20 protein-coding genes are annotated in these 18,792 nt (G+C 63.4%); 6 read left to right on the top strand and 14 right to left on the bottom strand.

The genetic code is table 11. The features are described 5' to 3' along the window. Nucleotides 1–35 precede the first annotated feature (35 nt). The 12 genes from ACQ5ID_RS02705 to ACQ5ID_RS02650 all read right to left on the bottom strand — a co-directional run bounded on the left by ACQ5ID_RS02705 (nt 36) and on the right by ACQ5ID_RS02650 (nt 11,276). On the bottom strand, nt 36–455 hold the full coding sequence (locus ACQ5ID_RS02705; RefSeq protein WP_429910938.1) for a DUF1489 family protein: 420 nt from the start codon (nt 453–455) through the stop codon (nt 36–38). A 40-nt stretch (nt 456–495) separates the two neighbouring features. Further along, the gene (locus ACQ5ID_RS02700; protein WP_429910937.1) at nt 496–1,428 is read right to left on the bottom strand and encodes a hypothetical protein; all 933 of its coding nucleotides are present in this window, start codon (nt 1,426–1,428) and stop codon (nt 496–498) included. Continuing rightward, nucleotides 1,428–2,345 carry a hypothetical protein gene (locus tag ACQ5ID_RS02695; protein WP_429910936.1) on the bottom strand — a complete coding sequence of 306 codons (918 nt, stop codon included), beginning with the start codon at nt 2,343–2,345 and terminating at the stop codon, nt 1,428–1,430. The genes ACQ5ID_RS02700 and ACQ5ID_RS02695 overlap by 1 nt, the downstream gene beginning before the upstream one ends. 476 nt (nt 2,346–2,821) lie before the next feature. After that, nucleotides 2,822–4,792: an acetyl/propionyl/methylcrotonyl-CoA carboxylase subunit alpha gene (locus tag ACQ5ID_RS02690; RefSeq protein ID WP_429910935.1), complete on the bottom strand. Its 1,971-nt coding sequence runs from the start codon at nt 4,790–4,792 to the stop codon at nt 2,822–2,824. Nucleotides 4,793–4,841: 49 nt separating this feature from the next. Next, nucleotides 4,842–5,711, bottom strand: coding sequence for a DUF817 domain-containing protein (locus tag ACQ5ID_RS02685; RefSeq protein WP_429910934.1), 870 nt, complete (start codon nt 5,709–5,711; stop codon nt 4,842–4,844). A gap of 21 nt (nt 5,712–5,732) precedes the next feature. Continuing rightward, nucleotides 5,733–6,527 carry an enoyl-CoA hydratase-related protein gene (locus tag ACQ5ID_RS02680; RefSeq protein ID WP_429910933.1) on the bottom strand — a complete coding sequence of 265 codons (795 nt, stop codon included), beginning with the start codon at nt 6,525–6,527 and terminating at the stop codon, nt 5,733–5,735. Nucleotides 6,528–6,701: 174 nt separating this feature from the next. After that, on the bottom strand, nt 6,702–7,061 hold the full coding sequence (locus tag ACQ5ID_RS02675) for a hypothetical protein (RefSeq protein WP_429910932.1): 360 nt from the start codon (nt 7,059–7,061) through the stop codon (nt 6,702–6,704). Between the two features lie 136 nt (nt 7,062–7,197). Beyond that, nucleotides 7,198–7,515, bottom strand: coding sequence for a hypothetical protein (locus ACQ5ID_RS02670; protein WP_429910931.1), 318 nt, complete (start codon nt 7,513–7,515; stop codon nt 7,198–7,200). 95 nt (nt 7,516–7,610) lie between these two features. Continuing rightward, nucleotides 7,611–8,192, bottom strand: coding sequence for an NAD(P)H-dependent oxidoreductase (locus tag ACQ5ID_RS02665; RefSeq protein ID WP_429910930.1), 582 nt, complete (start codon nt 8,190–8,192; stop codon nt 7,611–7,613). A gap of 75 nt (nt 8,193–8,267) precedes the next feature. After that, nucleotides 8,268–8,963, bottom strand: a complete 696-nt coding sequence (locus tag ACQ5ID_RS02660; protein WP_429910929.1) for a hypothetical protein — start codon at nt 8,961–8,963, stop codon at nt 8,268–8,270. 378 nt (nt 8,964–9,341) lie between these two features. Then, on the bottom strand, nt 9,342–9,638 hold the full coding sequence (locus tag ACQ5ID_RS02655) for a nucleotidyltransferase family protein (protein WP_429910928.1): 297 nt from the start codon (nt 9,636–9,638) through the stop codon (nt 9,342–9,344). Nucleotides 9,639–9,668: 30 nt separating this feature from the next. Further along, a complete protein-coding gene (locus ACQ5ID_RS02650) occupies nt 9,669–11,276 on the bottom strand; it encodes a carboxyl transferase domain-containing protein (RefSeq protein WP_429910927.1) in 1,608 nt (535 codons plus the stop codon). 170 nt (nt 11,277–11,446) lie between these two features. Here ACQ5ID_RS02650 and ACQ5ID_RS02645 point away from each other — a divergent pair, with 170 nt between their 5' ends. From ACQ5ID_RS02645 to ACQ5ID_RS02620, 6 genes are all read left to right on the top strand, one after another. Further along, complete coding sequence (locus tag ACQ5ID_RS02645) at nt 11,447–12,250, top strand: DUF5694 domain-containing protein (RefSeq protein WP_429910926.1); 804 nt, start codon at nt 11,447–11,449, stop codon at nt 12,248–12,250. Nucleotides 12,251–12,383: 133 nt separating this feature from the next. Continuing rightward, nucleotides 12,384–12,899 (top strand): hypothetical protein, encoded by a 516-nt coding sequence (locus ACQ5ID_RS02640; protein WP_371394821.1) that lies wholly within the window; start codon nt 12,384–12,386, stop codon nt 12,897–12,899. Nucleotides 12,900–12,976: 77 nt separating this feature from the next. After that, entirely contained in the window at nt 12,977–13,816 is an 840-nt protein-coding gene (locus ACQ5ID_RS02635) for an enoyl-CoA hydratase-related protein (protein WP_429910925.1), read from the top strand. Nucleotides 13,817–13,842: 26 nt separating this feature from the next. Continuing rightward, entirely contained in the window at nt 13,843–15,690 is a 1,848-nt protein-coding gene (locus ACQ5ID_RS02630) for a DUF885 domain-containing protein (protein WP_429910924.1), read from the top strand. 11 nt (nt 15,691–15,701) lie between these two features. Next, nucleotides 15,702–16,064, top strand: coding sequence for a GFA family protein (locus ACQ5ID_RS02625; RefSeq protein WP_429910923.1), 363 nt, complete (start codon nt 15,702–15,704; stop codon nt 16,062–16,064). A gap of 41 nt (nt 16,065–16,105) precedes the next feature. Then, nucleotides 16,106–17,839: a patatin-like phospholipase family protein gene (locus ACQ5ID_RS02620; protein WP_429910922.1), complete on the top strand. Its 1,734-nt coding sequence runs from the start codon at nt 16,106–16,108 to the stop codon at nt 17,837–17,839. Here the strand turns inward: ACQ5ID_RS02620 and ACQ5ID_RS02615 are convergent. Continuing rightward, nucleotides 17,836–18,228: a type II toxin-antitoxin system VapC family toxin gene (locus tag ACQ5ID_RS02615; protein WP_429910921.1), complete on the bottom strand. Its 393-nt coding sequence runs from the start codon at nt 18,226–18,228 to the stop codon at nt 17,836–17,838. The two genes, ACQ5ID_RS02620 and ACQ5ID_RS02615, sit on opposite strands and share 4 nt — an antisense overlap. Then, nucleotides 18,215–18,661, bottom strand: coding sequence for an AbrB/MazE/SpoVT family DNA-binding domain-containing protein (locus tag ACQ5ID_RS02610; protein WP_429910920.1), 447 nt, complete (start codon nt 18,659–18,661; stop codon nt 18,215–18,217). Before ACQ5ID_RS02610 ends, ACQ5ID_RS02615 begins: the two co-directional genes overlap by 14 nt. Nucleotides 18,662–18,792: the final 131 nt, after the last annotated feature.

Here is an 18,792-nt window from a genome sequence, read left to right as displayed (position 1 = left end):
GTGACGAGGGGAAGGGCGAAGAGCCGGCAAAACCCCTACCACGCCCCCATTTCGATCAGCTTGGCGCGCAGATCATCGGGCAGATCCTCGCCCCCTGAAGCGGGCGAGGACAGGTCAGGCGGGGCGTCGGCGCTGGTCAGATAGCGCCAGCCCTGAAACGGCTTTTTCGGGCGCGGCGCGGTGCGGATGAGTTCGCGGTCCAGCCAGATGCAGCAGCGCGAAATGCCGTCACTGCCGGTCACTTCTTCCAGCCCGATAATGCGCTGGCGCACCTGTATCACGCGCTTGATGACCCAGTAGAGCGAGCCGCCATCGAGCAGCTCATCGCCCCGCTTCGGGCTCATGCGCGTGACGTGATACATGGGCTTGTCGCCGGGCGCGATTTTTGCGCGCCACGCCTCGAGGTCCTCGATCGTGTCGGCACCGACGCACAGCTTGATGAGATTAAGGCTCATGGAGCCAGAGCTAGGGCGAAACCGGCCTTGCGTCAAAGCCTCAGGCCCGTTCCAGTGCACCCGCCAGTGTCATGTCGGAAGCCGGCGGCTCTTCGCGGCGCCTGCGCACCGCACCAGCGGCTTTCGCCGTGCGGGATATGGCCAGCTTCACAGCTGCGCCCAGCCCGCGCGTATCGGCGCTTTTCGGGTTCAGCCCGGCCCGGCGCATCAGGCCGTTGGCGTGCAGCACGCCGTTCTTCACCAGCGATTCCTGCGTCACCACTTCCAGCACGAGCGTCACCGACAGCTCATTGCCAAAACTGATCCGGTGGGGGGCATGCAGCGGCCAGGCGGCAAAGCATCCGCGCTCCATGGTGAGACGCGCGGCCTCGCTGTCCCATGACGGGTCATAGGGCAGATCCTCGCTCCCCTCGCCCAGCAGCACGCCTTCCAGCGCCCGGTCACTGACCCAGGGATCACGCGGCGGGTAGATGAAAACCTGCTGCGAACCCCTCACCTGGAACATCATGGTTTCGGAAATGTCCGAATGCAGGAAAACCTGTGTGCCCGGCGAGGCGATGACAACGCCGCCATAGGCGCGCAAGGGTGCCCAGCCGGGATTGAGATGGCGCAGCTGGTCCATCATGGCGGCGAAAACCGGTTTCAGCGCGCTATCAGTATCCAGCGCGTGGCGGGCATGCACCCATAGCCGGGTCTGGTGCACGGCCTCGATCAGATGATGGCCGGGCAGATGCCGGCAGACCGGCACATCGCGCCAGCTCGACCGCTCGGCCGGATCGCGCCCCATCGTGCAGACATCCAGATTGTCCCGGTCGTGCCGGTCCAGCATCGAGGCCAGCGCCTCATCGGTGAAGAGCGGCAGGCGGGCAAGCTGGTGGCGGGCGCTGACCACGCCTCTGGCAAACTCGCTGCGGTGATCCTCGCTCCAGTCGAGCAGTGGCGGGGCCACGCGGGTGCGCGTTGCCGTGGCCATCAGGCGCGCACGCCCAGCGGCGCATTGGGGTCTATCTCGAAGCGGTAGCCACCCTCGTGCGGCGTCTCCACCGGCACGCTGATCCCCGCCTTGCGCATCAGCGCCCCGGCAACATAGCGCGCCGTGCGGTTCAGCCCATGGGTTTGGGCGATGCGCGGCGGTTGCCAGCCAAAGCGGCGGCGCATCACGCCATTGAAATACATCGCGTTATTCTGCACCCGCGCTTCCGGCGTCGTGTACTCGGTCGCCAGCGAGATATTGAGCGTGCCCCTGTTCTCCACGCGGTGGGGCGTGTGCAGCGGCCAGCAGATCATCTCGCCCGGTTCCAGATCGAAATACTTCACGTGATTTTCCGCTTCGGGGCGGTAGTTCAGCTCGTCATTGAAGGCGTGCAGCAGCACTTCCTCGCGCTCGGCATCGCTCGCCACATCATCATGGTGGGGATAGACGAAGACGCGCTTCTTCCCGCTGATATGCCACAGCATGGTGTCGGTACGGTCCATGTGAAACGGCACCTTGGCCTGCGGCGAGGAGACGATAAGCCCGCCCAGTATGCGCACCGGATGAAAGCCCGGATTTTTGTCCTGCAGCTCAGTGAACATCTGGTCCAGCAGGGCGCGGTATTCGTCGTGAATGCCGAACAGATTGCGCAAGTTTATCCAGAGCCGGCCGGACTTTACCGCGCGGATCAGCTCCTTGCCGGAAAGCCTGCCCGGATCGCCTGTCTTCCAGGAGCTGCGGCTACCTGTCTCGTCCATCGTGGCAAAATCGGCGTATTCGCGCGGGTGAATCTCGATCAGGCGCTCGATCGCCGCCTCGCTGAACAGGGGCGAGGTGTGCAGATTGTGCGTGGCGCGGGTAATGCGCTCACGAAAATCGCTGCGGGTCTGATCAGTCCAGTTTGCCAGAACGTGCATGGCCGAAACCTTTTTCGCTTCTGTCCGGATCAGGGACAGCGTGAGGGGATCGGGCATACATCATGCGAAGGACGTGCCAGTTTTAGCCCGGGCGGGCGGTCGCCCTTGCGGCGCTGCGCGCCGGTGAAGAGGCTAGAGAGCGGGTCGGCTTAAGGCCAAGAAGCCGGGGTTCCCCGCCCCGACCGGGAACCCAAGAAAATCAATGAGGCTGGCATCCCATTTGCGTTTTCCCGGCGAAAGCCGGGACCCAGAAAAAAGAACTGGGCACCGGCTTTCGCCGGTGAAACGCAAGTTTTGGGACAATGAAAGGCTATGGGGCCCGGCTCGGCGGCGCCCCTGCAGAACTTCTAAATACGTCCCAACGTCGTCATTCCGGCGCAAGCCGGAACCCAGCCTTTTTACAACAACTGGGTTCCAGATAAGCGCTGACGCGCTTTCTGGAATGACGAATGAGGGGAGTGATGAGGGAAAAGCCCCTAACCCTCCTCCGCCAGCGCGACCAGCACATCGCCTTCATTAACCTGCTGGCCCTCGGCGGCGTTGACCGCATCCACCACGCCGTCGCGCGGGGCGGTGAGCGCCATTTCCATCTTCATCGCCTCCATCACGGCGAGCGTCTGGCCCTTGGTCACCGCGTCGCCCGGCTTCACAGACAGGCTCAGCATCTTGCCGGGCATCGGCGCCTTGATGGCATCGCCGCCCGCCAGCGCATCGGCATCCACGGCGGCGTCGTGATCGCGCACCAGCACGGCCTGCCCCTGCAGGGTGACGAGAAGCCCGTCGCGGTGATGCTCCACCCCGGCCAGCAGCGTATCGTCCCCATGGACGAACTCCACCACGCCGCCCTGCCCGCCGGGATAGTATTGCGCGTCACTGAGCTGGAGCGCGTCACCGTTCACGCTGACGCCGCCTTCGGTGAGGCGCACGGACAGACGCTCCCCGCCCGCATCAAAGCCGTACTCCACGCGCGGCGCGGCGTTGAGGCGGAAACCGGCCAGTGTGTCCCACGGATCGCTGCCGCCCTCTTCGCCTGACAGCACCAGCGCCGCCACGCCGTAATGCAGCGCAGGCAGGCCCGGCGGCACGAGCTCGTCCAGATGGGCCTCGATAAAGCCGGTATAGACATCGCCTGCGCCGAAGTCCGGATGCGCCAGCGCGCGGCGCAAGAAGCCTGCATTGGTACGCACCGGCCAGACGCCGACATCGCTGTCTATGGCGTCGATCAGGCGCTCGATGGCTTCCTCGCGGTCGCCGCCATGGGCGATGATCTTGGCGATCATCGGGTCATAGAACATGGTGACTTCGCCGCCCTGCTCCACGCCGGAATCCACGCGCACGCCCTCACGGCCCTCGGGCAGGTCGAGGCGCTCCAGCACGCCGGTGGAGGGCAGGAAGCCGGACACCGGGTCTTCGGCATAAAGCCGCGCCTCGATGGCGTGCCCCGAAAGCGTAATCTCGTCCTGCGCCGGGACATGCCCGCCAGAGGCGACCTCCAGCTGCAGGCGCACCAGATCAAGCCCGGTGACCATCTCGGTCACGGGGTGCTCCACCTGCAGGCGGGTATTCATCTCCATGAAGTAGAAGCCGTCCGCGCGCAGCGCGCCGGAGCCATCGACGATGAACTCCACCGTGCCTGCGCCCGCGTAGTTCACAGCCTGCGCGGCGCGCACGGCGGCTGAGCACATGGCTTCGCGCACCTCTTCGCTCATGCCGGGCGCGGGCGCCTCTTCCAGCACTTTCTGGTGGCGGCGCTGGAGCGAGCAGTCACGCTCGAACAGATGGACCACCTGGCCATGGCTATCGCCGAACACCTGCACCTCGATATGGCGCGGGCTGGTGATGTATTTCTCGATCAGGACGTTCTCATCGCCGAAGCTGGAGGCGGCCTCGCGCCTGCAGCTTTCCAGCGCGGCGGCGAAATCGGCCGATTTCTCCACCTTGCGCATGCCCTTGCCGCCGCCACCGGCCACCGCCTTGATGAGGACGGGATAGCCGATTGTGTCAGCCTGCTTTTTGAGGAAATCCGCGTCCTGATTATCGCCGTGATAGCCGGGCGTGACCGGCACACCGGCCTCTTCCATCAGCGCCTTGGCCCGGTCTTTGAGACCCATCGCCTCGATGGCTTCCGGGCTCGGGCCGACAAAGATGATTTTGTTCTTCGCGCAGGTACGGGCGAAGGCGGCATTCTCCGACAGGAAGCCATAGCCGGGATGGATCGCGTCCGCGCCGGTGTCTTTGGCCGCCTTGATAATGCGCTCGGCGATCAGATAGCTTTCGCGCGCAGGCGACGGGCCGATATGCACCGCCTCATCAGCCATTTTCACGTGCACCGCGTTCGCATCGGCATCGGAATAGACCGCGACCGTGGCAATACCCATCTGGCGCGCCGAGCGGATCACACGGCAGGCGATTTCCCCGCGATTGGCGATGAGGAGTTTGGTTATCATGGGCGCGCCCTCAATTTTCTGATCAGGTCTGTTGCGGCGTTGTCGGCGATCAGGCGCGCAGACGCAAGCGCGGAGCGGAAGCACGATGCACAGCCGCCACCAGCACGAAGCTGATGATCATCAGCAAATACCAGGAGCCGAGCTTGGCGAACGAGACCATGTGCCAGCCCGCCTCCTGCCCCGGATAGGTCCAGGCGCGCGCGAACGTGCCGATATTCTCGGCAAACCAGATGAAGAGCGCCGTCAGAATCGCAGCCAGCAATAGCGGCATGCAGCGGTGCACCCTGTCTGGCCGGAACCAGATCACGCACGGGCCATAGATCAGCGCACTCAGCGCAAACAGGCCGAGGCGTATGTCCAGCGTGAAGTGGTGGGTGAAGAAATTGACATAAATGGCAAGAGCCAGAAGGCCCTGCAGCCACAGAGGCGGGAAGCGGTCAAACCGAAACTCAAACAGGCGCCAGACCCGCGCGATATAGCTGCCGACCGCCGCGTACATGAAGCCGGAAAAGAGCGGCACGCCCGCGATGACGAGAATGGCACCCTCTGCTTCGGGATAGATCCACGACCCCATCGCCACCTTGAAGATTTCCATGATCGTCCCGACAACGTGGAATACGGCGATGACGCGCGCCTCCTCCCAGTTCTCCAGCCCGAAGGCGAGCATGCCAATCTGGATGAGAATAGCGGCAAGGGTCAGGAAATCATAACGGGCGAGCGGCGCATCGGCCGGGTAAAAAAGGAAGGTCGCCAGAAGCAGGGCGAGCATGAGCGCACCGAACAGGCAGGCCCAGCCCTGCTTGATACCAAAGGCCAGAAACTCGAACGCATAACCGCTCCATCGCCCGCGCACGAGGCGCGCACGCAAGGTTTCGCGACGCGCGTGAAACGCTGCTTCCAGCTGGCGCAAGGAGAGCATGGGGAGGGCCGGCGCGGCGCGTTACTTCACCCAGCCCGGCTTGCGCTTTTCAAGGAAGGCGGCAAGGCCCTCGCGGCCCTCCGCGCTGACGCGCCGGTCGGCGATGAGTTTGGCCGTGTGCTTGCCCAGCCGGTCATCGATCTCCTCACCATAAACATCGTCCACCAGCGCCTTGGAGGCGGCGACCGCACCCGGCGCAGCGGCAAAGACCAGCTTGGCGACCATTTCCAGCGCATCATCGAGATCATCGGCGCTGTCCACCACATACTGGGCAAGGCCAATTTTATGGGCGAACTCGCCGTCAAAGCCCTCTGCTGTGGCAAACAGCGCCTTGGCCCAGCGCGGGCCGATGGCGCGCACCACAAACGGCGAGATAGTGGCCGGCGTCAGGCCGAGGCGCACTTCGGAGAAGCGGAATTTGGTGTCTTTCACCGCGATGGCGACATCGCAGGCCGCTACCAGCCCGGCCCCGCCGCCCATGGCCGCGCCCTGCACCAGCGCCACGGTCAGTTGCGGCAGATCGTGCAGGCGGCGCAGCATGCGCGCCAGTCCCAGCGCGTCTTCCTCGTTATCGTCATGGGTCCAGTCGGCGGCCGCCTTCATCCATTCCAGGTCTGCCCCGGCGGAGAAGCTGGGACCGGCCCCGCGCAGGACCACCATGCGCACCTCGTCAGTATTGGCGCGCAGCGTCTCGAACATGTCCGACAGGGTGGCGATCACATCGGCGTTGAAAGCGTTGTGCTTCTCTGGCCGGTTCAGCGTGATAATGGCGGTGCCGCCCGGCGTGACGGACAGAAGGACATCGTTCTGGCTCATGGGGGAGGCTCCTCGTCGCTGCGCGCGTAAATCGCGTGCTTTGCGCCATCATTAGGCCAGTGACGCGCCCAAAGCAAAGCGCCCCGGCCAGATGACCGGAGCGCTTTTCATGTCAGCACGGGAAAAAGGCGCCAATCCCCCGATCAGCGCCCCTGCCCATCGTCTTGCAACTGCCTAGCGGCGGAAGATGATGCTCTTGATCAGGAAGAGCACGATCAGGGCTACGAAATAGCCCAGCGCCAGAAAGGCAATATACTGCCAGTAGCTCATATCGGCCACCGCCGGCATCGAGAAGGCCGCCTGGTCACGCACCATCGGCAGCACCTGGTCGACCACCACATGGATGATGACACCCACCACGGTGAAGATCAGGATTGCGCCAAAGCTCTGCATCATCAGCGCCATCACGACGGCAATCACGCCCATCTGGATGCCAAGCTCGGTCCAGTTACCCGGCCCGTGAATGTCCAGCCCGACACGCAACCACGCCCATACAGGCTCCAGATAGCCCCATACAGTATCAAGAATTTCCATTGTATTTCCCCTCATTCGCCAGCCCGAACGGGCAGTCCCGCCCCGAACCGTGCCAAATTCTTACCAAAAAGCAAACAAAAACGCACCTTGCACGGGCGGGTTGAGCGCCCGTCATGCATAGTGCAGAGCAGCAATTCTACCGTTTAAGGAGCAATCGCTTCAGCAATGCCAGCAGGCTGATGACGATCAGATACCCTGCCAGCAGCGCCGCCACATACCGCCAGAACGGCATGGAGAGCACGTCCGGCAGGCGCAACGCCGCGTTGTTTGCCAGCACAGGCAGCAGCGCATCCACGACCAGATGGACCAGCGTTGCCCCGAACACGAAAACGATCAGCCGCCCCCAGGAGGGCAGCAGGAAGGCCGCCACAAGGGCGATGATAAGCCCCTGGACCCCGTTGACCGTGCTAAATCCCTGCCGGAAAAAATCCAGTACGGGTTGAAGTGCATCCATGAAATTCGCCCCCCGGCTTTGCTTGGATATGGTTAATCCATAAAACCGGGCCGGGACGCGATTGGCAAGGAAAAGCTGGCCGCGCGCGCCGCTGCTTACTTCCCGGCGCGTCCGAGCGCACGCATCTTGTCCAGCATGCGCTTGCGGTTTTCAGCGCTGAAATCAATGGCACCGAAAATCGTGTGCTGGACGGGTTTGAACCCCGCCATCTGGAAAATGCCGGCCTCCAGCGCTTTCAGGGAATGGGCGCGGTAGAAGATGTTGTAGGCAAAACCGGGCATGCCCATCGTCATCACGATCCGCGCCGACTTGCCGCGCATCCGCTTGGCCGGCCACGCGCCCTTCACCTCGGTCTTTACGAGGAAATCATTGCGGGCCAGATGCTCCAGAAATGCCTTGGTGCGCGCAGGCAGCGTGCCAAGCCATAGCGGATGGACCAGCACCATGTGATCGGCCCGCTCCAGCATGGCCTGAACGGCAGCGACATCGACCGGCGGCGGCGTGACGAAGGCTTGCGCATTTTCCAGAAACGCGAAATCCAGCGCGCCGATATCCACCCGCGCCACCGCATTGCCGCCCTCGTGCGCGCCCTCCTGATAGGCATTGCACAGCGCGTGACAGAACCGCTCCTTGGAAGGGTCTGGATGTCCGTTAACAAGCAGGATGGAACGCGCCATATCTCAAATCTCCACAAGAGGTGTGGGGACATTAGCGTGCAGCGCTCACAAACGCCATGCGGCAGTTTGGAAGGTTCAGCCTGCCTCGCAGCGGCTAAAGCCTGAATAACTGGCGGAGCCGGTCAGGTTATGGGTCTGCAGCATGGCAACAGCGACGATCGCGTAGTGATTGTCTGCCACCACGACGGGGCCATCCGGCCAGGCGGGGCGGAAATTGACCCGTGTCTGGTAATCGCGAATACGCACGACGGCGTTGGGCCGGAAGCTCGACGGAGCCGTGACCTCCCGGAAGGCCACCATGGCGGTCTCCGGATCAATGCCCACCTCCGCGACGACATTTTCCGCGATGTCAAAACTGAACCCGCCGCCCGCAAGCGGAACCCTGACCGGCTGGAACTGGTAGATGGCCAGCCCATCTTCCCAGCGCACAAAGCGCGGCGTGTCAGCGCTCTCCAGAAGGCGCTCCGGCGACGGCCGGATCATCTGGCGCGGATCGTCCGGCAAACGCTCGGCCAGTTCCGGCTCGACAGGCTGGGCGGCAGCATCCACCCAGCTCGCGGCCTCCGCCTCCTGCTGGTAGAGGAAACCGCCATTCTCGTCCCAGCTGGGCGCGTAGGCAAAGCCGCACACCTCGCCTGCGCGCTCATTATGGATCTGGGCGGTGGCCAGAGCGCGCTGGAACAGGTCTGCGGGCGGCTCATCGGCCAGCGCAGGGCTGGTAGACAATAGAAGGGCGGGGAGAATCACGGAGCAGCGCAGGAATTTTTTCATGGGCGCATGATTATCCCGGCGCGCGCAGCGGGAAAGCGGCTTTTGCGCTTTCCTACCAAGATTTAATCGCCCGGAAGGGTGGGGCGCTTCCCCGCCTGTCATTCTCGGGCCGAGCGGCAGCGAGGTCCGGGGAACCCATGCCTCTTTTTGTTTCGCAACGCATCCGCGTTGCGATGTTCCGCGAAAAGTCGCGGGCGGCCGGTCGGCCTAGCGGCCCCTGACGGGGCCGGACGGGTATGAGCCGTTCCAGAACCGGGGTCCCGGCCCCCGAGCCGGGATCCATTTTCTCGTTTTCCCGGCGAAAGCCGGGATCCAGGAAAAGACTGGGCACCGGCTTACGCCGGTGAAACGCGGAGAGTGACTACGGCCTTACCCGCTTCATACGGCAACCAGCTCACGTTCGATCTGGTCTTTCAGCGCCGGATGCAGGCAGGTGCGCGGCACGGCATCGACCGTCAGCCCCAGCCGCTCGGCGAGCAGCACATCAAGCTCTGCCAGACGGAACAGGCTCGGCACCGTCTCGAAATCCAGAACGATATCGAGATCACTATCCGGGCGGTGTTCGCCGCGTACACGGGAGCCAAACACACCGATAGCCGCCACCCCGAAGCGTTGGCGCAGTTCGGGCTTGAGCGCTCTCAGGCGGTCAATCAGGGTCGGATCAGACGTGCTCATACCGGCAGTATAGCACTCCCCCGCGCACCCTTACATCCTGAACACGCCAAACCGCGTCTTCTCGATCGGGGCGTTGAGGCAGGCCGACAGCGCAAGGCCCACCACGTCGCGGGTCTGGGCGGGTGCGATCACGCCATCATCCCACAGCCTTGCGGTGGAATAATAGGGCGAGCCCTCGGCCTCGTATTTCTCGCGGATCGGGGCCTTGAAGGCGTCTTCATCTTCCGCGCTCCATTCCTCGCCGCGCAGCTCCATGCCATCGCGCTTCACCGTTGCGAGCACGCTGGCGGCCTGCTCCCCGCCCATGACCGAGATGCGGGCATTGGGCCACATGAAGAGGAAGCGTGGGCCATAGGCGCGCCCGCACATGCCGTAATTGCCCGCGCCATAAGAGCCGCCAATGATGATGGTGATTTTCGGTACCCGCGCGCAGGACACGGCCGTGACCAGCTTGGCCCCGTCCTTGGCGATGCCGCCGGCCTCATACTTGGAGCCGACCATGAAGCCGGTAATGTTCTGCAGGAAGAGGAGCGGGATGCCGCGCTGGCAGCAAAGCTCGATGAAATGCGCGCCTTTGAGCGCGCTTTCAGAGAAGATCACGCCATTATTGGCGATGATGCCGACCGGCATGCCGTGCACGCGCGCAAAGCCGCACACCAGCGTGTCACCGTAAAGCGCCTTGAACTCGTCAAAACGCGAACCATCCACCAGCCGGGCGATCACCTCTCGCACATCATAGGGCGTGCGCACGTCTGACGGGATCACGCCGTTGAGCGTGGCCGGATCGATGGCCGGGGCTTCCGGCTCGGCCAGATCCATGTCCACGCGCTTGACCGTGTTGAGCCCCGCCACGATGCGCCGCGCGGTCTGCAGGGCATGATCGTCATTGGCGGCATAGTGATCGACCACGCCGGACCGGCGGGCATGCACATCCGCGCCGCCAAGGTCTTCAGCCGAGATCACCTCGCCGGTTGCGGCCTTCACCAGAGGCGGACCGCCAAGGAAAATCGTCCCCTGCTTCCTCACGATGACGGTCTCATCGCTCATCGCAGGCACATAGGCGCCGCCTGCCGTGCACGAGCCCATGACGACAGCCACCTGCGCGATGCCTTCGGAAGAGAGCGTGGCCTGATTGTAGAAGATGCGGCCGAAATGCTCCCGGTCGGGGAAGACATCGGCCTGGAAGGGCAGGTTCGCGCCGCCCGAATCGACCAGATAGACGCACGGCAGACGGTTCTCGCGGGCAATCTCCTGCGCACGCAGATGCTTCTTCACGGTCAGCGGATAATACGTCCCGCCCTTCACCGTGGCGTCATTGCACACGATCATCACCTCGCGGCCCGACACCCGGCCAATGCCGGCAATCATGCCCGCGCCGTGGACATCGCCCTCATACATGCCGTTGGCCGCCAGAGCGCCAATCTCCAGGAACGGCGTGCCGGGGTCCAGCAGGCGCTCCACGCGCTCGCGGGGCAGCAGCTTGCCGCGCGCCAGATGCTTCTCGCGCGCCCGCTCCGGCCCGCCCAGCGCGGCTTCAGCGGTGCGCGCCTGCAGCTCGGCTACCAGCTCGTCCATGCGTGCGGCATTGGCCTTGAAACTGTCGGAGGCGGGATCGAGCTTGGAGTTGAGCTGGGTCATGGACGGCTTCCTGATGCGGCAAATCTTACTACGCGCTGCTCTTAGCCGGTAAAGCCCGCAAAGAGCAATGTGAGGCATGCGGACAGGAAAATGCACCAGGCTTGCATCCAGCCTGATAATGCGCTGCATCATGGACGTCAGGCACATGGCTCACCAAAAGGTCCACTCTCATGCTGAAAATCCTCACTGGCATGCTCGCTGCGCTGGTTGGCGCTACATCTGCCCTCGCCCAGCCCGCTGCATCAGGCAGCGATACGCAGGTCATGGTGCTAGGCACCTTCCATTTTGACGGGGGCGGCCGCGATTACGTGAACCCGGAGGTGGACGACTTCCTCTCCCCGCAGCGCCAGCAGGAAATCGCTGACATACTGGACCGCATCGAAACCTTCCAGCCAGACCGCATCATCGTGGAGCTGGAACCGGAACACGAAGACTGGATCAATGAACGCTACCGGGCGTGGCGCGCGGGCGAAGCCGAGCTGACCGTCAATGAACGCGACCAGATCGGCCTGCGGCTGGCGGCGCGTATGGGCCATGAACAGGTATGGGCGGTGGACTATCAGAACGGGATGGACTTCCAGGCCATGATGGGCGCCGCGCAGGCCGCCGGACAGACACACCTGCTCGAAGGCTTCCAGCAGACGATTGGCGACGTGGAAGCATTTTTCTCGCGGAACGCCGATGGCACTATCCGGGAGCGGCTGATCGACGCCAATTCGCCCGAAGCGATGGGATTTCACCAGATGTATCTGACACTGGCACAGGCCGGCACGGTCGATGATCCCGTTGGCGCACACCAGATGGCCGCTTGGTGGGGGCGCAACATGGTCATTTTCGCCCGCATCGCGCAGATCTCCCAGCCGGGCGAGCGGGTGCTCGTTGTCTATGGTTCAGGCCACAAATACCTGCTGGACCAGTATCTGGAGGGAGCGCCCGGATTTACCCTGATCGACCCGCTGGACTATCTGCAATAGCCGTCCAGCCCGACCGGCACTGATATCGCGCTGGCATGCCCGGCCTCCCCGTCAGGAGCAGGTGCCTCACCTGCCCTTGAAACCGGCCGCCCACAACCTTTAGGACAGGGGCATCACAATCCTGGAGGGAATTATGAACGTCTTACACAACAGCCTTGCCACCCTGGCCATCGCTGCGCTGACCGCAGGAGCCAGCCACGCCCAGACGGACCACCCGGCGAATGCCATTTATGACGGGCTGACGCTGGGCATCGAGATCAATACCGATGAAATGTGCGAGATCGCCGATCCCGATCCGATATTCGGCAATGTCGTTGCCTCGCTGGATGCGCACGGGCTCGGCTTTGAACGTGAATCCGAAGACACCACCTCCATGGTGCAGGTGAGCGTACGGGTATATGGCAGCGAAAATCATGGCTGCTCGGCCTTTGCTGCCGTGGAATTGCTGCAGCAGGTCGACGGCGTGGCGGTCGATTACTCGGACGAACCCTTTAGCGGGTGGGTCACGCTGGGGGCTTTCTATTCGCCCATGGTGCCTACCGGCCTGACCGGTGACGCGTTCAACACCGCCCTGGCGCAATGGCTCGGTGAGGATCTCTTCGGACTCTGGGGCATGCTGCTCGAAGACCAGGACAATGAGGACGAGTAGATCACCGCATTGACCACTGGCATGCCCGGTCTCCCGGTCTAGAGTAGGCATCTCACCTGCCAGCCGGGAGACCCTCCATGTCCTATACCAGCTTCGCCTTGTCATCAGAGGGCCCCATCGCCCGCCTGACCCTGAACCGTCCCGACAAGCGCAACACGATGACGCCCGCCTTCTGGCGCGAACTGCCCGATGCGGTGAACACCCTGTCGGATGCGGGCGAAACGCGCGTCCTGATTCTGGACGCTGAAGGCCCGGTCTTCACTGCGGGCATGGACATATCGGTGTTCTCCGACCCGAACGCGCTGACCACCGACACGGCAGCCACGCGCGAAGCCTTCATGGACGCTGCCATGTCCTTGCAGGATGCGTTCACGGCGTTTGAGCGTGCACGCTTTCCGGTCATCGCCGCCATGCAGGGGCCGTGCGTGGGCGGCGGGGTGGACATGGTGACGGCGTGTGATCTGCGCTATGGTACCAGCGATGCCTGGCTGCGCATCGAGGAGACCAATATCGGCATGATGGCCGATGTCGGCACGTTGCAGCGCCTGCCGCGCCTGATCCCGTCGGGTATTGCTCTGGAGCTGGCGTATACGGGCGAAACACTGAGCTCCGAACGCGCGTATGCGCTGGGCCTTCTCAATGGCGTGCTGCCCGACGAAGCGGCCCTGAAAGCGCATGTAGACGCCGTGGCAGCGCGCATTGCCAGCCGCCCGCCTCTGACGATTGCGGGCATCAAGAAATCCCACCTCTATTCGCGCGACCACTCGGTGGCCGACAGTCTCGAACATGTGATGACACTGCAGGCTTCCATCTGGAATCCCCATGATATCGTGGAGGCGATGGCTGCCCGGTCAGACAAGCGCGATGGCAATTTCACGCCGCTCGCGCCGGTCAAAAGGCTGGGTCAGGACACGTAAGTTTCAAGGAACCGGGGAGTTCAAACATGACCAATACCCTTCGCCAGCGTCTTTCAGGCGCCGCCCTGTCGGCCCTTCTGCTGGCTGCGCCGATAATGGCCGCGCCAGCCCTTGCCAGCGTGGCCACGCAGGACGCAGCAGCCGAGCAGAGCGAAAGCCAACGCCTGAACGCCTGGTTTGAACAGGTCGAGCAGCAATCCCTCGACCGCAGCCCGCTGATGAAGGCCTATCGCGGCATTATCGATGAGGACTATGGGCTGTGGGGCGATTTCAGCAATGAATTCGCCGAGGAAAGCTTCCAGATCGGCGAAGATAATCTCAGCTATATGCGCGAGAATTTCGACTTTGACGCGCTGGATTCCTCCGCCCAGCTGAGCTGGCGGCTGTTTGAGTACGGCCAGGAGAACGCGCGGGCGAACAATCCCTTCCGCCGTCACGGCTATGTCTTCCACCAGATGAGCGGCATGCATGCCAACATCCCGGTTTTCCTGACCACCATTCACCGCATCAACTCGCTGGAGACCGCCGAAGCCTGGGTCAGCCGTGCAGGCAGTGTGGACGAGGTGATGAACACGCTGATCGACGAGGCCGAGGCCCGCTTCGAGATGGGTATCCAGCCGCCGCGCTGGATGTATGACTACATCATCGAGACCGCGCAGAACGTGATCTCCGGCGCGCCGTTCGACGGCGAAGGCGATAATGTCGTCTGGGAAAGCTATGAGCGGAATATCAACCAGATCGATATCAGCGCGGAAGACCGCGTGCGCCTGCTCAATGAGGGCCGCGAAGCCCTTCTGGGCTGGGTCGCACCCTATGAGCGCCTGATCGGCGTGATGACGGCCCAGCGCGAGAGCGCGGCCGCCGGTGACGGCGTGTGGCGCCTGCCCGATGGCGAGGCTTTCTACAATGCCCGCCTGGCCCACTTCACCACCACAGACCTGACAGCGCAGGAAGTCCATGATCTGGGCGTGGAGAATGTGGAGCGCATCCATCGCGAGATGGAAGCCATCATGGAAGAAGTGGAATTTGAGGGCAGCCTGCAGGACTTCTTCGTGTTCATGCGCGAAGACCCGCAATTCTACTATCCCAACACCGATGAGGGGCGTCAGGCTTATCTCGATGAGGCAACCGCCATCATCGAGCGCATGAATGAGCGCCTGCCCGAATACTTCATCACCCTGCCCCAGCACGAGCTGGAAGTGCGCCGGGTGGAGCCCTTCCGCGAAGCGTCTGCCGGCAAAGCCTTCTATTCACGCCCCGCTGCCGACGGCTCACGCCCCGGCATCTATTACGCAAACCTGCGCGATATGGCCGATATGCCGATCTACCAGATGGAGGCGCTGGCCTATCACGAGGGCAATCCCGGCCACCATATGCAGCTGGCCATCATGACCGATCTGGAAGACGTGCCCTCCTTCCGCCGGTTTGGCGGCTATACCGCCTACACCGAAGGCTGGGGCCTCTATACCGAGTATCTGCCGCTGGAAATGGGCTTTTATGAAGACCCGTATTCCAACTTTGGCCGCCTTGCGATGGAGCTGTGGCGCGCCGCCCGCCTCGTCGTCGATACCGGGCTGCACTACAAGCAATGGTCCCGCGAGCAGGCCATCGAATATCTGGTGGAAAACACGCCCAATCCGCGCGGTGACGCCACCAACGCCATCGAGCGCTATATCGTCATGCCCGGCCAGGCGACCGCCTACATGATCGGCATGCTGGAAATCCTCGCATTGCGCGAGCGCGCCGAGACAGCGCTTGGCGATGATTTCGATATCCGCATGTTCCACGAAGTGGTCCTGCGTGATGGCGCGGTGCCGCTGGCGATACTTGAAGAGCTGATCGATGAATGGATCGCCGAAGTACAGGCGGGCTAGGAACGACACGCGTGATCGAAGGCGCATGCCATTGTGGACAGGTGCGCTGGTCAGTCCCCGGTGATCCGGACTGGCTGACGAGTTGCACCTGTTCATACTGCGCACGCACCGGCGCGCTATGGGCCGCCTACGCGGCCCATGAGGTGACGCTGGACTACCAACCCAGCGCCGTGATCCGCTACGAGCAGGGCGACCGCACCCTCGCCTTCATCTCCTGCAGGACATGCGGCTGCACCACCCATTACGAGAGCAATGACCCCGCGCCCGATGCCCGCATGAAGGTGAATATGCGCATGGCCGTGCACTACGATTTCACCCATCTGGCTTTGCGGGTGTTCGACGGCGCGGACTCATGGCGGTATCTGGACGAATGACCGGGTAGCGCGTTACGCAACCCGGCAGGGGTGCGACCATCATGGACATGAAGCTTGGCTTTCTTCCCTTCCTGAACCGGCTTGAGAAAGCCGCGCTGAAGGCTGTGGAGGCCGAGGTGGAATGGTTCTGCCTGCCTGCCGGCCAGACCCTGTTCGAGGCGGGCGAGCCGGCCGATGCCTTCTATCTGGTGCGTTCCGGCGCGCTGGCGGCCTTTCGCACCGGGGCGGACGGGCTGCCCGAACTGGTCGGCCATATCCGCGCGGGCGAGCCGATTGGCGAGATGGCGCTGGTCGAGGACCGGCCCCACTCGGCCAATATCTACGCCCTCAGGGACAGCGAGCTGATCCGCCTGCCCAAGGCCGCGTTCGAGAAGCTTACCCGCCGCCATGCCAGCCTGATGCGCGAGCTGGCGCGCATGATGCTGTTCCGCCTGCGCGGCGGCACGCTGCGCTCCAAGGCCGAGCCGCGCGTGTTTGCGCTGATCTCCACCTCGCCGACCATTGATCTGACCTTGCGCTCACGCCAGCTGAAAGACGCGCTCGCCGCGCTGGGGCGCAAATGCACGATTATCGGCGAGGAAGGCGATGTGATACCGCCCTCACAGCTCGACGAGGCCGAGCGCGCCGGCGATATCATCATCCTCACCGCGCGCCTGAATGACGTCTCGTGGGCGCGTCAGGCGATTGGCCGGGCAGACCGGGTCTGGCTGCTGGCGCGTGGCGATGCCCGGCCCTCTTTGCCCATCCTGCCCGAAGACCCCTCACCGGCCGCAAAACTGCGCCTGATCGATGTCGTGCTGCTCCACCATGGCGGTGCCAGAAGTGTCGCCACGCCGCAGGAATGGATGGACGCCGCCGAGGCCGCGCGCTGCTTCCACTGGCGTCAGTTCGAAGCCGGCGATGTCGCCCATCTGGCGCGCACCATGGCGGGATGCTCGGTGGGGCTGGTCCTGTCGGGTGGCGGCAGCCGGGCCTATGCCCATATCGGGGCGATCCATGCTTTTCGCGATCACGGGATCGAGTTCGATTTTCTGGCCGGCACCTCCATGGGCGCGATCATCGCCGCCGGTGTCGCCATGGGCTGGAGCAATGACGAGATCGATACCCGCATCCGCAAGGCGTTTGTGGAATCCAGCCCCTTGAGCGACTGGACACTGCCCGTAGTCAGCCTGGTGCGCGGCAAGGAGGTGGAAAAGCGCCTGGCCGAGCATTTCGGCGATATCGACATTGCCGATCTGCAACGCCCCTTCTTCTGTGTCTCCTCCAACCTCACCGATGGCAGCGTGCGCGTGCACCGGCGTGGGCGGCTGCGCGATGCCTTGCGCGCCTCTCTCGCCATTCCGGGGCTTTTGCCGCCCGTGATCGATGGCGAGAACGTGCTGGTCGACGGGGCGGTGTTCAACAACTTCCCCATCAAGGAACTCAAATCCAGCCATCGCGGCGCGAATATCGGCGTGGACGTGACCCGCAACAAGGCAATCAACCCGAAAGATTTCATCAATCCGCCGGGCTTTTTCGGCTGGGTGCTGCGCCATGGCCTCTCTGATCCGCCACCCATCGCCTCGCTGCTGATGCGCGCGGCCACCGCCGCCACGATGGACGAGCACGCCGAAACGCGCGAGGCCGCCGACATGCTGGTCCTGCCCGATATCGAGATGGATCTGCGCGAATGGCGCCGATACGACGACGCCATCGTGGCGGGCTATGAAAGCACGATGGCCATGCTCAACAGCGCCGATCACCGCCTGATGGCGCGCCTGAAACCGGGGGGTTAGCGCGCCTGCACGATGGTGGCCGACGTATCAACCGCCGACCACGCCGTATCACAGGTGACAATTTTGCCGCCACGCGTTTCGCCAAGGGCCAGGCAGGCGCGGTCACCCAGAGACAGGCCGAGCGCGCGGGTGCGCGGCCTCAGCGACGCCGCTGCCATGGCCTGCGCCTCGTCAAAATCGATAACCACAAGCCCGATGGACGCGATGGCCGCCTTGACGGCTTCCTGCGGTGCGCCCTTCTCCATCAGCTTGCCCGCCACCTCGCTCAGATTGACCGCAGACATCACCGCGCCCGGCAAATAGCGTTCGACATGCCCGGCGCCCGGCTCGCCAAGCAGAACCGCCAGCAAGGCGGAAGCATCAAGAACCGCGCCCTCACCCGTTTTCACGGGCCGCCTCCGCGCGGCGGTCCGCGATCAGCTCCTCAGACAGGCTGAGACCGGGTTCCAGAAACGGCCTTAGAAGCGCGCGTGCCTTGTCGGCTGCGCGCGAGGGCGGCAACAGCTCCAGCCCGTCTGCGCCAGCATTGAGCACCAGATTGCTGCCCTCCTGCAGGCCGAACCATTCCCGGAACGCCGCCGGTATCAACACCCGCCCGGCACTATCAACGGAAACTGTCACGCTATCGGGTTGTATCGGCACCGCATTGGCTTTCTCCTCATCGGCCACGAGGACATTGCGCACGTGCTGATAGCGGATATCCAGCGCGCGGGCGATATCGGCGCGCTTCAGGCCCTGCTTGGCCAGCGCACGTATCCGCGCCGACTTTGTGGGCAGATGGGCCACAGAGGCTCTCAAGTCCTGCACTGTCTGATGCACCATGACACTCTCCATCAGGTTTGCTGGAGATATTGACGCAAACAATCATTTTTGTCAATTTCAGGTGTTAATAGTGTAAAATATCTAGTCCTGGCGTTTCACCGGCGCAAGCCGGTGCCCAGTTTATTTCTGGA

The sequence above is a fragment of the Glycocaulis sp. genome (assembly GCF_050485565.1).
Lineage (GTDB): Bacteria > Pseudomonadota > Alphaproteobacteria > Caulobacterales > Maricaulaceae > Glycocaulis.
The sequence above is the reverse complement of the archived record's forward strand: the minus strand, read 5'-3'. Positions and strand labels throughout refer to the sequence as shown.

Bases quoted from the DNA above. Each gene is read 5' to 3' on its own strand.
- ACQ5ID_RS02675 (WP_429910932.1), bottom strand. From the start codon at position 7,061: ATGGAAATTCTTGATACTGTATGGGGCTATCTGGAGCCTGTATGGGCG.
- ACQ5ID_RS02610 (WP_429910920.1), bottom strand. From the start codon at position 18,661: ATGGTGCATCAGACAGTGCAGGACTTGAGAGCCTCTGTGGCCCATCTG.
- ACQ5ID_RS02640 (WP_371394821.1), top strand. From the start codon at position 12,384: ATGAACGTCTTACACAACAGCCTTGCCACCCTGGCCATCGCTGCGCTG.
- ACQ5ID_RS02705 (WP_429910938.1), bottom strand. From the start codon at position 455: ATGAGCCTTAATCTCATCAAGCTGTGCGTCGGTGCCGACACGATCGAG.
- ACQ5ID_RS02700 (WP_429910937.1), bottom strand. From the start codon at position 1,428: ATGGCCACGGCAACGCGCACCCGCGTGGCCCCGCCACTGCTCGACTGG.
- ACQ5ID_RS02680 (WP_429910933.1), bottom strand. From the start codon at position 6,527: ATGAGCCAGAACGATGTCCTTCTGTCCGTCACGCCGGGCGGCACCGCC.
- ACQ5ID_RS02630 (WP_429910924.1), top strand. From the start codon at position 13,843: ATGACCAATACCCTTCGCCAGCGTCTTTCAGGCGCCGCCCTGTCGGCC.
- ACQ5ID_RS02665 (WP_429910930.1), bottom strand. From the start codon at position 8,192: ATGGCGCGTTCCATCCTGCTTGTTAACGGACATCCAGACCCTTCCAAG.
- ACQ5ID_RS02635 (WP_429910925.1), top strand. From the start codon at position 12,977: ATGTCCTATACCAGCTTCGCCTTGTCATCAGAGGGCCCCATCGCCCGC.
- ACQ5ID_RS02690 (WP_429910935.1), bottom strand. From the start codon at position 4,792: ATGATAACCAAACTCCTCATCGCCAATCGCGGGGAAATCGCCTGCCGT.
- ACQ5ID_RS02655 (WP_429910928.1), bottom strand. From the start codon at position 9,638: ATGAGCACGTCTGATCCGACCCTGATTGACCGCCTGAGAGCGCTCAAG.
- ACQ5ID_RS02685 (WP_429910934.1), bottom strand. From the start codon at position 5,711: ATGCTCTCCTTGCGCCAGCTGGAAGCAGCGTTTCACGCGCGTCGCGAA.
- ACQ5ID_RS02620 (WP_429910922.1), top strand. From the start codon at position 16,106: ATGGACATGAAGCTTGGCTTTCTTCCCTTCCTGAACCGGCTTGAGAAA.
- ACQ5ID_RS02645 (WP_429910926.1), top strand. From the start codon at position 11,447: ATGCTGAAAATCCTCACTGGCATGCTCGCTGCGCTGGTTGGCGCTACA.
- ACQ5ID_RS02660 (WP_429910929.1), bottom strand. From the start codon at position 8,963: ATGAAAAAATTCCTGCGCTGCTCCGTGATTCTCCCCGCCCTTCTATTG.
- ACQ5ID_RS02650 (WP_429910927.1), bottom strand. From the start codon at position 11,276: ATGACCCAGCTCAACTCCAAGCTCGATCCCGCCTCCGACAGTTTCAAG.
- ACQ5ID_RS02695 (WP_429910936.1), bottom strand. From the start codon at position 2,345: ATGCACGTTCTGGCAAACTGGACTGATCAGACCCGCAGCGATTTTCGT.
- ACQ5ID_RS02670 (WP_429910931.1), bottom strand. From the start codon at position 7,515: ATGGATGCACTTCAACCCGTACTGGATTTTTTCCGGCAGGGATTTAGC.